The organism is Sporosarcina sp. 179-K 3D1 HS, assembly GCF_047228905.1.
Taxonomy (GTDB): Bacteria; Bacillota; Bacilli; order Bacillales_A; family Planococcaceae; genus Sporosarcina.
In genome coordinates, this window is sequence record NZ_JBFEGI010000001.1 from 513,236 (window position 1) to 528,474 (window position 15,239).

General features: G+C 48.4%; 14 protein-coding genes and 1 other annotated feature. Of the genes, 6 read left to right on the forward strand and 8 right to left on the reverse strand.

Annotated elements, in window-relative coordinates; genetic code table 11:
• Positions 1-133: 133 nt before the first annotated feature.
• Positions 134-1,849 carry a peptide ABC transporter substrate-binding protein gene (locus tag AB1K83_RS02560; protein WP_413056576.1) on the reverse strand — a complete coding sequence of 572 codons (1,716 nt, stop codon included), beginning with the start codon at positions 1,847-1,849 and terminating at the stop codon, positions 134-136.
• A gap of 240 nt (positions 1,850-2,089) precedes the next feature.
• On the opposite strand from AB1K83_RS02560, the gene AB1K83_RS02565 reads away from it, so the two are divergent.
• Both AB1K83_RS02565 and trpS read left to right on the forward strand, forming a co-directional pair.
• Positions 2,090-2,434, forward strand: coding sequence for a DUF3899 domain-containing protein (locus AB1K83_RS02565; RefSeq protein ID WP_413056577.1), 345 nt, complete (start codon positions 2,090-2,092; stop codon positions 2,432-2,434).
• 55 nt (positions 2,435-2,489) lie between these two features.
• Positions 2,490-2,705, forward strand: a binding site (T-box leader).
• Between the two features lie 49 nt (positions 2,706-2,754).
• On the forward strand, positions 2,755-3,741 hold the full coding sequence (gene trpS, locus AB1K83_RS02570; RefSeq protein WP_413056578.1) for a tryptophan--tRNA ligase: 987 nt from the start codon (positions 2,755-2,757) through the stop codon (positions 3,739-3,741).
• Between the two features lie 626 nt (positions 3,742-4,367).
• Here trpS and fabF read toward each other — a convergent pair.
• Complete coding sequence (fabF, locus tag AB1K83_RS02575) at positions 4,368-5,609, reverse strand: beta-ketoacyl-ACP synthase II (protein WP_413056579.1); 1,242 nt, start codon at positions 5,607-5,609, stop codon at positions 4,368-4,370.
• Between the two features lie 73 nt (positions 5,610-5,682).
• Positions 5,683-6,615, reverse strand: coding sequence for a beta-ketoacyl-ACP synthase III (locus AB1K83_RS02580; protein WP_413056580.1), 933 nt, complete (start codon positions 6,613-6,615; stop codon positions 5,683-5,685).
• Between the two features lie 187 nt (positions 6,616-6,802).
• Between AB1K83_RS02580 and AB1K83_RS02585 the strand changes: the two genes are divergently transcribed.
• The gene (locus tag AB1K83_RS02585) at positions 6,803-6,985 is read left to right on the forward strand and encodes a DUF2929 family protein (RefSeq protein ID WP_413056581.1); all 183 of its coding nucleotides are present in this window, start codon (positions 6,803-6,805) and stop codon (positions 6,983-6,985) included.
• A 114-nt stretch (positions 6,986-7,099) separates the two neighbouring features.
• Here the strand turns inward: AB1K83_RS02585 and AB1K83_RS02590 are convergent, their stop codons facing one another.
• The 5 genes from AB1K83_RS02590 to AB1K83_RS02610 all read right to left on the reverse strand — a co-directional run bounded on the left by AB1K83_RS02590 (position 7,100) and on the right by AB1K83_RS02610 (position 11,746).
• Complete coding sequence (locus AB1K83_RS02590) at positions 7,100-9,235, reverse strand: ATP-dependent Clp protease ATP-binding subunit (protein WP_413056612.1); 2,136 nt, start codon at positions 9,233-9,235, stop codon at positions 7,100-7,102.
• 171 nt (positions 9,236-9,406) lie between these two features.
• Entirely contained in the window at positions 9,407-9,889 is a 483-nt protein-coding gene (gene rraA / locus AB1K83_RS02595; RefSeq protein ID WP_413056582.1) for a ribonuclease E activity regulator RraA, read from the reverse strand.
• A 108-nt stretch (positions 9,890-9,997) separates the two neighbouring features.
• Entirely contained in the window at positions 9,998-10,510 is a 513-nt protein-coding gene (locus AB1K83_RS02600) for a hypothetical protein (protein ID WP_413056583.1), read from the reverse strand.
• Between the two features lie 108 nt (positions 10,511-10,618).
• A complete protein-coding gene (locus AB1K83_RS02605; RefSeq protein WP_413056584.1) occupies positions 10,619-10,927 on the reverse strand; it encodes a metal-sulfur cluster assembly factor in 309 nt (102 codons plus the stop codon).
• 45 nt (positions 10,928-10,972) lie between these two features.
• On the reverse strand, positions 10,973-11,746 hold the full coding sequence (locus AB1K83_RS02610; protein ID WP_413056585.1) for a prolyl oligopeptidase family serine peptidase: 774 nt from the start codon (positions 11,744-11,746) through the stop codon (positions 10,973-10,975).
• Positions 11,747-11,884: 138 nt separating this feature from the next.
• On the opposite strand from AB1K83_RS02610, the gene AB1K83_RS02615 reads away from it, so the two are divergent.
• Genes AB1K83_RS02615 through AB1K83_RS02625 form a run of 3 tightly spaced genes read left to right on the forward strand, consistent with a single transcriptional unit; the run spans position 11,885 to position 14,920 of the window.
• On the forward strand, positions 11,885-12,694 hold the full coding sequence (locus tag AB1K83_RS02615; protein WP_413056586.1) for a Cof-type HAD-IIB family hydrolase: 810 nt from the start codon (positions 11,885-11,887) through the stop codon (positions 12,692-12,694).
• A gap of 21 nt (positions 12,695-12,715) precedes the next feature.
• Positions 12,716-13,573, forward strand: coding sequence for a DegV family protein (locus AB1K83_RS02620; protein WP_413056587.1), 858 nt, complete (start codon positions 12,716-12,718; stop codon positions 13,571-13,573).
• A 21-nt stretch (positions 13,574-13,594) separates the two neighbouring features.
• The gene (locus AB1K83_RS02625) at positions 13,595-14,920 is read left to right on the forward strand and encodes an FAD-dependent oxidoreductase (RefSeq protein ID WP_413056588.1); all 1,326 of its coding nucleotides are present in this window, start codon (positions 13,595-13,597) and stop codon (positions 14,918-14,920) included.
• The last annotated feature ends 319 nt before the right edge of the window (positions 14,921-15,239 follow it).

Consider the following 15,239-nt stretch of genomic DNA (forward strand, 5'->3'; position numbering starts at 1 on the left):
GTATGTATAATTTATAAATAGACCAATCAAACAGTTAGGAAAATTTAAAATACGCTCTCTTAGTGAAAAAGAGAGTACATGGTCTATAACTACCATATACTCTCTTTTTATGAGATTTTAACTGCGATGTTAATTATTCTTTCCCTGCGATATACATCCATTTGAAGGAGTAGTCCCCACCGAATGGGTGTGTAGCAAGCCCTTTGACGTATGGTTTCATGAGAGCCATCCGTCCGCGTTGATACGTCGGGGCAATCGCGGCATCGTCTTCAAGAAGAATTTTTTCCGCTTCCGCGAATGCTTCGTACCGTGCAACCGGGTCATCCGCAAGCTCAATTTTTGTCGACTCAATCAATTTGTCGAACTCTGGATTCGAATAGCCCATCAGGTTTTGAGGACTGTCTGTCGTGAATAGTTCCAAATAAGAAATCGGGTCCTGGAAGTCCGCTCCCCAGCCCGCGCTTTGGATTTCATAATCACTGGAATTATCCAACTCAAGACGTACTGCAAATGGAACTTCTTTCAATTTGATAGTGAGACCTGAAAGATTCCGTTCCAATTCGGACTTGAACCACTCTTGTTGTTTCTTCGCGTTTTCCGTATCGCCACCCAGTATTTCAAGTGTCACTTTATCCGTACCCAGCTCTTCTAAGCCTTTTTTCCAATACTCCTGAGCTTCTTCCACATTGTATACCGTAAATTCATCACTATATTCCCGGAAGTCTTTTCCATCTTCATCGTATGTGAATTCAGCAGGTACTAGGAAGTTGGCCGCTCTGGAACCGTTTGCAAGTACAGCTTCCGCCAATTCATCTTTATTAAAAGCACGTGCAATCGCTTTACGGATATTTTCATTAGCGAGCGGTGTTGCTTTTCCGTTGCGCTCTTGGTTCATCTTGAAATAGAATAGCGCTGTTTCCAACTCGTTGACCACTTCTGGATCATCTGCATATTGCATGGCATATTCAGCAGACAAAATAGCGCGGTCGATCTGGCCTTGCTCATATAGTTTGACTGCCGTAGCCGTTTCTTTTACTACATCAACTGTGATCTCTTCCAGTTTCACAGTGTCTTTATCCCAATACGTTTCGTTCTTCACGTATTTCCAGTTGCCCGTTCCATCCCAATCCGCCAATTTGAACGGACCGTTATAAATCATGGCATCTGAAGTGGAAGCATATTTATCTCCTTGTTCTTTGACGAACTCTTCATTCAACGGATAGAAAGTCGGGAACGCCATGAGAGATAGGAAATAAGGGATCGGATTTTCCAATTCAATAACGAGTGTCTTTTCGTCTTCAGCACGAATTCCCAACTCCGTAATTTCGGCTTCCCCTTTACCAATTTCAGTCGCATTCTTCACCATGCCTTCCATCAAATACGGACCGTATGGTGAAGCGGTGTCCGGATCGATCGCCCGCTGCCAGGAGTAAACGAAATCATGGGCAGTGACAGGCGTTCCGTTCGACCATTCAGCGTCACGGATTTTAAATGTATACGTTTTTCCATCATCACTAATTTCAGGTTCACCTTCTGCCATTGCCGGAATCGGCATACTCTCTTGGTCCAGACGGTACAAACCTTCCATGACGTTGTTCAATACAACGAAGCTGACGGCATCTTCTGAAATGGAATGATCCACTGAAGGGATTTCATCAACTTCGATCAGGTGCAATACTTGTTCAGCATCCGGCTGTGCCGTTTCTTCCGTTTTCGCATCCTCATTATCCTGTCCATTGTCTGCCGGTGCAGATGTGTCATCCTTCGTGTCCTTGGCACCGCCACAGGCAGCGAGGAATGCGCTTACAATTAGCAATAGACTTAGTAGCCACACTAAACGACTCTTCAAACAAATGACCTCCTCTTTTTTTGTTGTTTTCCGAAAAAGGTACAAGTCCATTATACAATTTTTCTTACAGTTGTATAGACTGATTTCTAACACATTTTATTTTTTTGAAATAATAAATCCTTCAAAAACTGATTACACCAATGTTTAGAAGCAATAATTTTAATATATTTTAAGAAGAGGAAATACATTTTGATTTCATTGCATTAAAGCGTTAAAATGAGGTGGTAAGGAGGAGATGTTATGAGAAAAGCCTTAAGGAACTTTATCCTAGGTCAAGTAATTATACTGATTCTTATGTTTATTACTAATAATGATTTCTCATTGCTCGCCTATGTAAATATGTCATTTTTTGTCGGCGGAATCATGTTGTTTATCGGGCTTGTTTCCTACGTTTTTTCGTCAGGATTCTTTGATATTTTTATTACCACTTCCAGAAAGATCTTCACGCCGAGTCACCGGTTGGATGATGTCGAATCGATGCGAGCACCATCTCAGCTATTTACCGGTTCTGTCACTCCGTTGGTTGGCGGAGGTGCAATGATTTTAGTGGTGATGGGCATCGGTCTTCTCTTGTATTACGTTTAAAGGGCACTATTTGCATTCTTCCTTACCCCGTATTATAATTTGATAAACATGATGAAGAACGGCTTTGAAGGAAAAAAGTAATTCAGTATCAAGCTTTGCAGAGAGCCTGTGGCTGGTGGGAACAGGCAAGCTGATCTGGGTGAATGGGATCCTGAGCCTGACAAGTGAACGCCACGGCCAGTAGCTCGTCACGTTTTCCACGTTACGGAATTGGAGTGGCCTTCGGGCAATTCGGGTGGTACCACGGTTGAACACATCAATCGTCCCTAGTAAGGGGATGATTGATGTGTTTTTTTGATTTTAATTAGGAGGAGATTGAATTGACGACCATTTTTTCAGGCGTACAGCCTACAGGTATTATCACATTGGGGAATTACATCGGGGCGTTTCGGCAATTTGTCGAAGTCCAGCATGAGGCAGACTGCATTTTTTCGATTGTCGACCAGCATGCCATCACGGTCCAACAAGATCCGGATGACTTGAAAAAGGCGATCCGTTCCCTGGCGGCGACCTATATTGCCAGTGGAATCGATCCGGAGAAATCCGTTTTATTTATTCAGTCGGAAGTTCCGGCTCATGCACAAGCGGGATGGATCATGCAGTGCGTTTCCTATATAGGAGAATTGGAGCGCATGACGCAGTTCAAAGATAAATCAGAAGGACAGGAAGGCGTGTCCGCAGCCCTTTTGACCTATCCTCCTTTAATGGCGGCGGATATCCTCTTGTATAACACAGATATCGTCCCTGTCGGGGATGACCAAAAACAACATTTGGAACTGACCCGCGATTTGGCGGAACGGTTTAATAGACGCTACGGAGATGTCCTGACAATTCCTGAAGTCCGTATTCCGAAAAACGGAGCCCGCATTAAATCCCTGCAGGATCCGTTGAAAAAAATGAGCAAGTCCGACCCGAATAAAAGAGGGACGCTTTATTTATTGGACACGGCAAAAGAAATCGAGAAGAAGATCAAAAGTGCCGTGACCGATTCGGAAGGAGTCGTCCGATTCGATGTAGCGGAAAAACCGGGTGTGTCGAATTTATTGACCATTGAATCCGCATTAAGCGATGTAGCGATCGAAGACCTTGTCGGCAAATATGAAGGGTTAGGCTATGGAGCATTCAAAACCGGTGTGGCGGAAGCAGTGATCGAGCACCTTGCGCCGATCCAGGAAAAGTATTATGAGTTGCTGGATTCTACCATCTTGGACGAAATTTTGGACCAAGGTGCGGAAAAAGCGAATGCTATCGCTTCGGCCACTCTTCAGAAGATGGAGGCCGCGATGGGGCTCGGACGGAAACGGTGATTGTTAAGATGAGAACAGCCGCCGCAATAAGAAAGAGGGAAAAATCGGCCGTCCGGATAATGTATCGAAAAATCTGGTTCCATTCATAACCGAGCGAGCGATAATTGAAGTAGAAGATCATGTGAGACAACGAGATCACTACGAGCCCGTAGCTGATCAGAAAGAGAAATAGTCGTGTCATCCGGCATCGTCCTTTGGATTTTCTACGAGTATATGTAAACGCCCCCCTCGTTTAGACGAGAGGGGCGTTTGTTGTGGGGTGTAAGTTGACCGGGAAACTGTCAGGGGCCGGTGGAACTGTCATGGCAAATGGGGCAACTGTAAGGACAATCCACGGAACTGTCATGGCGCGGCGAGAAACTGTCATGGCAATTCAACAAACTGTAAGGGCAATCCCCAGAACTGTCAGGGCCCGGTGGAACTGTCATGGCTATTCGCCAAACTGTAAGGGCTAATCCTCGAACTGTAAGGGCGCGCCGGAAAACTGTCATGGCTCAGGCAAACTCTCAGGACAATTCCCGAAACTGTAAGGACTCCCGAAAAAACTGTCGGGGCAATCCCGCATACTCTCAGAGCTATCCTCGATATAAAAAAACGCCCCACCTCAGTGGAGCGTTCCTATACAATCAATCTTCAATTTTCTTGAACACAAGCGAAGCATTATGACCGCCGAAGCCGAGCGAGTTGCTCATCGCGTATTGGATGTCAGCCTTGCGGGCACCTTCTGTTACGTAATCCAGATCACATTCTGGATCCGGATTTGCATAATTCATCGTTGGCGGCAGGATTCCTTCGTGGAGCGCCTTGACGGTGAAGATTGCCTCGAGTCCACCGGCAGCACCAAGTAGGTGACCTGTCATGGATTTGGTCGAGCTCATTGCCAGTTTATAGGCATGATCGCCAAAGACTGATTTCGCTGCAATTGTCTCATACAAATCGTTGTATGGCGTGCTCGTGCCATGCGCGTTAATATAATCGATTTGATCCGGAGTGATGCCGCCTTTCGCAATCGCTTCGCGCATTGCTCGTGCGCCGCCTTCCCCTTCTGGAGCGGGCGCTGTAATATGGTGAGCATCCCCCGTCGCTCCATAGCCGATCACTTCCGCATACATTTTGGCTCCACGTGCTTTTGCATGCTCGTATTCTTCGAGAATCAGGATACCGGCCCCTTCCCCCATGACGAAGCCGTCACGCTCCGCATCAAATGGACGGGAAGCCGTCGCCGGGTCGGGATTCAATGAAAGTGCGGTACTAGAGCAGAAACCGGCAACCGCCATCGTCGTAATTGGCGCTTCCGTTCCACCCGTGACCATGACATCAGCGTCGCCACGACGAATCACTTCGAACGCATCCCCAATCGAGTTCGTTCCAGAAGCACAAGCTGTCACGGAACATGAGTTGATGCCTCTTGCACCTAAATGGATGGATACTTGGCCAGACGCCATGTCCGGAATCATCATCGGGACAAAAAACGGACTGACCCGACGGTACCCTTTTTCTAAAAATGTCTTAAATTGCTGCTCATGTGTTTCCATTCCGCCTATTCCCGAACCGATCCACACCCCTGTGCGCAGTCCGAGCTCTTCATCTAGTTCAAGATTGGCGTCTTTCATGGCCATAACAGAGGCAGCGAGCGCAAAATGCGTGAAACGGTCCATCTTACGCGCATCTTTGCGTGGAATGTACTCTTCGATATCGAAATCTTTTACTTCCGCCGCCACTTTCACCGGAAATTGTTCACGGTCCAGCCGAGTAAGCATACCGATTCCCGATTTTCCTTCTAATACCGAGCGCCAAGAATCTTCTGCCGTATTTCCAACGGGAGATACTGCTCCAATTCCTGTAACCACGACACGACGTTTTTCCATATTCTCAAACTTCCCTTCCCTAATTAAGTAATACCGCGACACCTAGCACTTATTCTATCATGAAAAGAAGGAATCATCTTCCCCACTTAATGCAAAGTCCGCCCCATGTGAGACCACCGCCAAAACCAACGAGAACAATGACATCATCGTCTTTCACTTTTCCATCCGCCACGTCATCCACAAGAGAAATCGGGATGGATGCCGCCGAAGTATTGCCGTATTTGTGGATCGTCTTCGACATTTTTTCAGGCGGAAGGCCCAACCGCTCCCGGGACGCTTCCATGATGCGCATATTCGCTTGATGGGGAATCAAATAATCTACATCTTCCTTCGTCAATCCAGCTTTTTCAATAACACTTTCAGCCGACTCACCCATTTGTCTCACCGCAAATTTAAACACTTCCCGGCCATTCATTTGGATATAGCGATCTTGGAATAAATGCTTCCCGCCGCTGCCATCCGCTCCGAGTTCAAATGAAAGGATTCCGCGCCCTTCACTCACTTTGCCGATGACTGCCGCCCCGGCACCGTCTCCGAAGAGCACCGCAGTTCCACGATCTTCCCAGTCCATGATTTTAGATAATTTTTCGACGCCAACGACGAGCACGTATCGATAAGCGCCCGACTCGACAAACTGTTTCGCAGTCACGACACCATACATAAAGCCGGCGCAAGCCGCGGATACATCCATAGCCGCTGCATGTTTCGCGCCTAACCGATCTTGGATCATAGCAGATACTGACGGAAACGGTAAATCCGGCGTAACGGTCGCCACCAAGATCAACCCGATGTCTTCCGGTTGGATTCCCGCATCTTCAATAGCATTCACCGCTGCTTGATACGCCAAATCCGATGAATCAGTATTCTCATCTGCAATATGCCGTTGTTCGATTCCCGTCCGCGTGCGGATCCATTCATCCGTAGTATCCATGCGCTTTTCCAAATCTGCATTCGTCACCACTTGAGGCGGAACACATTTACCGATTCCAATGAAACCAGCGTTCATTTTTTATCCCCCGTTCTTATCACCTAATATTAGTACCTAGTATTAATCATAAAAGAAATGATTGTATATTTCAACCCACTGACACGCTTTCGCCAAAATTTAATCGCTATTTCATTCGATAAATGTTTCTCCACCGTCATGGCTATGCTATGATAAACAGGAATCCGTTTATGTAGAGGTGAAAACGATGAAAATTGTAATGACATTCCTTTGGTCATTTCTATTAGTAACCATGTTGAACTATGTTACCGGCTCGATCGCGGCCGTACCGTTCGATCTAGTACCGGGCATCGTCATATCAGTCATCCTAGCGGTCGTCGTCCTCGTTATTTCCAGCCTATGCCCGGACGAACCAGTTGCGGATCATTGATTGACCCAACCAGCCATTCCTATTGAGGAATGGTTTTTTTGTTGGAATCTCATGGGATAACAGGTACAAAAAAAAAGCGCCCAGAGCGAAATCACTCTGAGCGACTTTATTCATTTATCCCTTATTTAGATTCAATTTTCCATCCACCATCGACAATGCGAGCACTTCGCCTGGGCGAATTTCACCACTAATCAACTCTTTCGCAACGACCGTTTCCACATGCCGTTGGATGAAACGTTTCAGCGGCCTTGCCCCGAAGTCAGCGTCCGTTCCTTCCCGGACGATCCAATCGACAACGTGATCATCATATGTTAATACCACTTCTTGCTCCTCAAGCCGCTTCACCAGATCTTCAAGCATTTTTTGGGCGATCAAGCGGAATGCGTCCGCTTTCAGCGAATGGAAAATGATTATATCGTCCATCCGGTTTAATAACTCCGGCTTGAAATGGCGCCTTAACTCCGCCATAACCAAATCTTCGGCTGCATGGCCTTCCGTGTCGTCCAGCTCGTTCAGCAAATAGGCCGATCCAATGTTCGACGTCATGATAACAACCGTATTCGTAAAATTGACCAATCGACCTTGGCTATCGGTGATCCGGCCGTCATCCAAGATTTGAAGCAGAATGTTCGAAACGTCGGGATGCGCCTTTTCAATTTCATCGAGCAGCACGACGGAGTATGGATTGCGCCGGACCGATTCCGTCAGCTGGCCGCCCTCTTCATAGCCGATGTATCCTGGAGGTGCTCCAACCAAACGTGAGACGCTGTGCTTCTCCATATATTCGGACATGTCGATCCGGATGAAATGATCCTCCGAGTCAAATAACGTCGCGGCTAATGTTTTCGCCAATTCCGTCTTCCCGACACCCGTCGGTCCAAGGAACAGGAAGGAACCGATCGGCTTGTTCGGATCTTTGATACCGGCACGCGCCCGCCATACCGCTTCAGTGACAAGCTGGACAGCATCGTCTTGGTCGATGACCCGTTCTTCCAATGTTTCGCGAAGGCGCAATAATTTCTCCCGTTCCCCTTCGACCAACTTGGTCACGGGGATTCCCGTCCAGCGCGCTACAATCGTTGCAATCTCTTCTTCTGTCACTTCTTCCCGCAACAAGCGGTTTTCTTGGCTCTCCAAAAGCGGCTGTTCCAATTTCTGCAATTCTTGCTCCAACGCCGGAATTTTACCGTATTGAAGCTCTGCCGCCCGGTTCAAATCAAACCGGTTCTGAGCATCCTCCAAGTCGCGTCGGTAGCGGTCGAGCTCTTCCCGCTTTTCCTGGATTCCGCGCAAAGCTTCCTTCTCTTGATCCCATTGCTCCCGCATTCCAGCGGATGACTCTTTTAATTCCTGCAGCTCTTCCCGCAAGGCATCCAAGCGCGTCCGGCTCACTGCGTCCTTCTCTTTCATGAGCGCCTGCTCCTCGATCTCCAACTGCATGATCCGCCTTGTCACCGCATCCAGCTCACTCGGCATCGAATCGATTTCTGTCCGGATCATTGCGCTTGCTTCATCGATCAAGTCGATCGCCTTATCCGGCAAAAAGCGCTCCGTCAAATACCGATCGGACAAAGCGGCTGCCGCCACGATAGCCCGGTCATGGATCCGTACCCCATGGTGAAGCTCGAAACGCTCTTTCAACCCGCGCAAGATCGACACTGTGTCCTCAACAGACGGTTCTCGCACCATCACTTGCTGGAATCGCCGTTCCAAAGCCGGATCCTTCTCGATATACATCCGGTATTCATCCAGCGTCGTCGCTCCGATACAGTACAATTCACCCCGCGCGAGCATCGGCTTCAACATATTGCCCGCATCCATCGCGCCTTCCGTTTTCCCGGCACCGACAATCGTATGGATTTCATCAATGAACAGAATGATTTCCCCATTACTGTCCTTCACTTGCTTTAATACACCTTTAAGCCGTTCCTCAAATTCCCCCCGGTATTTTGCACCGGCAATCAAGGCACTCATATCGAGCTCGAAAATATGCCGATCCTTCAACCCTTCCGGCACATCCCCTTTGACGATCCGCTGCGCGAGTCCTTCGACAATTGCCGTCTTCCCGACGCCCGGCTCCCCGATAAGGACGGGGTTGTTTTTCGTCTTTCTCGATAAAATACGGATAACATTCCGAATTTCTTCATCCCGGCCAATGACCGGATCCATTTTCCCTTTTTTCACTTCTTCCACAAGGTTACGCCCGAATTGTTCGAGCGGTGTGCGCTGGTCTTCCTGTTGTGCATCCATTCTCATAGACATTCACCTCTATATTTTGACTTTGACTATCTTTGATTAATTAAAATTATAATCCCAATTTCCCCCAAAGTAAAGAGATTCGCTTCCATTCTTCTACCCTTTCTATGCAATGAAAAACAAAAAATCCTTCGGGAGCTTGTGCCTTCCCAAAGGATGTCCAGTTTATCCGATCAATTTCCGAGCAGCGACAATAATGCCATCTTCATCCGCATATACAAAATGGCCAGGTTCCCACTCGATATCGCCGAAGCGTAATATAACGTTGCGTTCGCCCTTCCCTTGCTTGATGCTTTTCATCGGGTTGCTGCCGATCGCCAGCACACCGATCTCCTGTTGCCCCAGATCACCTGTGTCGCGGGCACATCCGTTAATGATGACGCCCGCCAATTTCCGTGTTTGTGCAATGTCGCCAAGCATATCGCCCATCAACGCGCAACGTTTGGACCCGCCACCATCGACAACGAGGACGCTGCCTTCAGGGATCGTTTGCAACGCTTCTTTCACCAGTACATTGTCTTCGAAGACCCGAACTGTCTCGATCGGACCGGAAAACCGCTTATGTTTCCCATAAGAATTGAACTCCATCATGCAAACTTTCACTTCATTTGCAAATTCATCACATAAATCCGCCGTTTTAAACGTCATATTAACGACTCCCTCCACTTGATAACTACTTCCACTTGCTACCATTCGACATGATGCGATATTTTCCTTCCTTTTTATGATAGAAAACGAGGAACACCGGCAACTCCTTCAATTATATAATTGAGGGAACTCCCGGTGTTTCAATATATAATATAGGTTCATTCCATCACTGTAGCTGCCATTCCCATAATCGACCGGGATGAGGGAAATGAACGCAAACCAGATCGAAAAATAGGAATAGAGAAACAGATAGGGCCGGTCTTTCATAATGCCTTGGGAAATCAAGTAATTCAACAGCAACACAGAACCGATATTGAATAGGATACCGCCTGCATGCACCATGAAATGGGTGAACCGATTGTTCCAACGCAAACGGGAATACCGAACATTCGAATCGAGGAAATAAATCCGATGAACCGTGATGGCCCCAATACAAAACAATACTTTTCCCCTTCCTAACGCAAACCGTGACCAACCACCAAACAGAGCGGCCATAAACGAATGACCTAGCGAGTGGATGAACGACACAAGTGGCAGTAGAATGAAGAGGGATAAGGCGAACCGTGCGAAATCGGAAAGACCAAAGATACCCGCATCTCTCCTTTCAAAGGGTAGTCCCATCTTCCCTTCATACCCTCTTTCCCTGCTGATAAAACGTTTAAACCAAGCCTTTCAGGCAATAAAAAAACCGCCATCAAGAGTTTCTTGACGGCGATTTCATTTCCTCTATTATCGAACCCCGAGTGCCATTTTTGCGTAACGTGACATCATATCACGCGACCACGGCGGATTCCACACAATGTTGACATCCACGTCTTTCACTTCAGGCAGTTCCATCAGTTCCTGTTTCATATTGGCCACAATTTGTGGTCCCATTGGACAGCCCATTGAGGTAAGTGTCATCGTAACGATGGCTTTGCCATCTTCGTCCAGCTCCGCATCATAGACAAGTCCTAAATTGACAATATCAACACCCAGTTCCGGGTCGATCACATTCTCCAACGCACCCATCATGCTGTCTTTCATGTCCTGATCCATTTTCATGCCCCTTCCCAATCCGTTGATACCCTCATCATACCAGACTCAAGGCCGTTCCTTCAAATGGTAGGCCATCCACTCCGCCGCCCGGAGCATCCCAGGTCTTGACACGGCATGCCCCGCCATTTCGTCCGACATGAATTCAAAATGACCGGGTTGATCCGCATAATCCTCTTTGACCGCATTGAAAAAATTGAAAGTCGGCTCGTATGGAACGACCGTGTCATTTCTGCCATGCCAGAAAAAGACTGGGCGTTTCGCCAAGGATGCTCGATGTTTGGTCAAGTCAAACCGGGCCAGCGTATCGAGCAAATTCCGTCTCTCATCATCGGTGATCGGCAATTTGAAGCCGCCCCGTTCAAACTGGGCCATCTGCGCTTTCGCCAGTTGGACGAAGTTCGGGGCCCCCATCATGACTGCGGCGGCGTCGATCCACTCATAGACCGTCAAGCAGCCCAATGTCGTAATGCCTCCCATTGACGTGCCCCCCAAACCGATTTTGTCAGCAGACAGTCCTCGCGCCGCAAGTTCCTCCTTCAAGACGCCCACTTCCTCAAGCGACGTCAACACGATTTCCCAAAAGCGCAAGCTCAGTTGTACTTCATCCAGATCCTCTTCCCGACTACCATGGAGATGTGCATCCGGCATGAGAACGCGAAGCCCCTTTTTCGCCATTTGATATGCGTAATGCAAATTATGTTCCTTGGCGCTTGTGAAGCCATGAAGGAAGATCATGACCGGCATATCAGGTGTTTCGAATTCCTCTTCCACAATATGCAATAGGGGAATGTTCCCCCACTTTTCATCGGTTACAATCAAGCCAACATCCCCTTCCCATCCTTTTGATTGAGCGTACCAAAGTTTTTCTAATAAAACAAAAAGAAAAGAGCAGCATCGGATTTTTTTGACTTAGCTTAGGGGTAAACGATAGACTAAATAGATAAAGGAGGGGTTTTTTTGAAACCGCATTTGATCGTCCTCGACTTGGATGGAACACTTCTTACAGATGAAAAAACCATCCCCGTAAAAACAGCCCACACATTAAAGAAAGCTGAAGAGAAAGGCCATCAGATCATGATTGCCACTGGCCGTCCGTATCGTGCAAGTGAAGTCTATTATCATCAACTTGGTTTGCAAACGCCGATTGTCAATTTCAACGGGGCGTATGTCCATCGCCCCGGGGACTTGTCTTGGCGCCCCATTCATGAAACGATTTCGCTTCCAGTCGTCAATGATGTGGTCGATGCCATGCAGGATTTTTCGTTCCATAATATCGTGGCGGAAGTGATGGATGATGTGTACATGCAGCGCCATGATGAAAAGCTGCTCGATATTTTTGGTTTTGGCGATCCCCTTATCAAAGCAGGCGACATCCGAAAGTATTTGCGCGTTGACCCGACGAGTTTGCTCATTCATGCAGATTCGAAGGACGTCGACCCGATTCGCAGACATCTCTCCGAAGTGCATGCGGAAGTCATCGACCATCGCCGCTGGGGCGCTCCTTGGGATGTAATTGAAATCGTACGACAAGGGTTGAATAAAGCGGTCGGCATCTCGCACGTAGCGAAGTGGATGGACATCCCGCAAGAACGGATCATCGCATTCGGCGATGAAGATAATGATCTTGAGATGATCGATTATGCTGGGGTCGGCGTCGCCATGGGCAATGCAATTGACCGCTTAAAAACAATTGCCGATGAGGTGACGTTGACGAATAATGAAGACGGCATTGCCCACTTTTTACAGGAACGGCTAAAATTAGAGTAAGAAAAATCGGGAGGAATACGAATGAGAATTTTTGCGGACAGCGCCTGTGATTTGCCAAAAACGTTTTTCGAGGAAAATGATGTTACTTTAATCCCGTTGCGAGTCCTTGTCAATGGACAGGAATACGATGATATTGTTTCCGTTGATTCCAAAGAGATCTATAAAGCAATTCGCGAAGGTCAACATCCGAAGACCTCTCAAGCATCTCCAGAGCTGCTGCTCGAAACGTGGAAAGAGCTGGCAGCGACAGGCGAAGACGGCCTCTACATCGCCTTCTCCTCCGAATTATCCGGAACCTACGACACCGCTATCATGATGAAGGATCAAGTGAAGGCGACCAACCCGAATATGAACCTCGTGATCATTGACTCCAAATGTGCCTCTCTCGGCTATGGGCTTCTCGTAAAAGAGGCAGTCCGCCTGCGGGAATCCGGGGATGATGTCCGGACGATCGAACGGAAAATCCGGTTCATGGCAAATCATATGGAACATCTCTTTACGGTCGAGGACTTGGATTATTTGGCGAAAGGCGGCCGAGTTTCAAAGGCAAGCGCGTTCATTGGAGGTTTATTGAACATCAAGCCGCTCTTGCACGTCGAAGGGGGCAAGCTCGTCCCGATCGAAAAGCATCGCGGACGAAAGAAAGTGCTTCGTCGAATGGTCGATTTAATAGCCGAGCGGGGCAGCAGGCTGGATCAACAGGTCATCGCGATCAGCCATGGCGATGATGAAAACATGGCCAACGAAGTAAAAGCGACGATCGAGGAAAGATTCCACCCGAAATCGATTGAGATCCATATGATCGGTTCCGCTATCGGCGCCCATGCTGGCCCGGGAACCATTTCTGTGTTTTTCTTGAGTAAACTGCCGGATAATTGATGGCAAAGGAGGGCTCGATGAATGAAGATTGTCATTGTAGGAGGCGTCGCAGGTGGCTCGACGGTCGCTTCCCAAATTAGGCGGGCAGTGCCGGAATCCGAAATCACCCTATTCGGACGGGACCCGTTTTTCGGGTATGGGACATGCGGGATGCCTTATGTCATCGGTGGTTTGATTGAGGATAAATCAAAAGTAGCCGGACCCTCCCCCGAAAAATTTGCCGAGAAGCGGGACATCATAGTGCGCTTGGAGCACGATGTCCTGTCCATCGACCGGAAAGCGAAAATCGTCTTCGTCCGCAATATGAAGACGGGGGTCACATTCCATGAACCGTATGATAAGCTCGTCCTGTCTCCGGGCGGCTATCCGAAAGTTCCCAAGCTGGAAGGGCTCGGTGATCTTCCTTTATTCACATTGAAAAGCTATGAGCAAATGGAAGAGATTTTAGATTTCATCTCGCGTGAAAAACCGACGTCTTGTGCGGTCATCGGGGGCGGGTTCATCGGCATTGAATTGGCGGAGAACTTTGTCCACCGGGGCATTGAGACTGCTGTCATTTTGCGGGGCGATCGGGTGATGACTGTATTGGACCCCGAGCTCTCGGATCTGCTCGGAACAGAGATGAAGGAAAATGGGGTCACCCTCTTTCCCGAAGATGAGATTGAACGGGTGGAAGGGAAACGGCTGATCATGAAAAGCGGAGCTGCCTTGGAAGTCGATTTCATTGCTGCAACGATCGGCATTGAACTTGATACGAAGTTAGCGAATGACGCCGGGTTGGAAATCGGGCCGACCAAGGCCGTTTCCACAAACCGCTATAGGCAGACCGATGACCCGGATATTTACGTGATCGGCGATGCGGCGGAAGGCGTCGACTGGTTCACCGGAAAACCAAAAACCGTGATGCTCTCCTGGCATGCACACCGGGAATCGTATATCGTGGCCCGGCACATCGCCGGCAAACCGATTGAAATGTACGGCCTTCTCGGCACGACGATTACGAAACTATTTTCACTGACCGCGGGCAGCACCGGCCATTCCGCCGCAAGCTTGGAGGACGAAGGCATAGAGTTCAGCACATCCGTCTATGAAGGCGGCACGAACGCCGGCTATTATTTTGACCACGGCTGGATTCATCTACGAGTCCATTACGACCCCGCGTCCCGGCGGATCCTCGGCGCGCAGGCAGTCGGAACTAAAGGAGTCGACAAGCGAATCGACGTTATCGCCACCGCCATTATGGGCAACTTGACCGTCGATGACCTCGCCGCCCTAGAACTCTGCTACTCCCCCGCCTACTCCTCACCAAAAGACCCCGTCAATATGGTCGGATACAAGGCAGAATAATTGAATTCGCAGTCCCTTCAAGCCGAAACGTGCTTGAAGGGACTGTTTTTATTTGCTGAATGTAGGCTCGCTCATAATGTGGTGGAAACGATCATAACTTTTGCGGAGCGCTCATATGTCACAGCAAGCGATCATTACTTCCGGGGAGCGCTCATAAGTCACGGCAAGCGATCATAACTTGCGGCACGCTCATAAGTCACGGCAGGCGATCATAACTCCCGTGAACCGCTCATAAGTCACGGCAAGCGATCATAACTTGCGGCACGCTCATAAGTCACGGCAGGCGATCATAACTCCCGTGAACCGCTCATAAGTCACG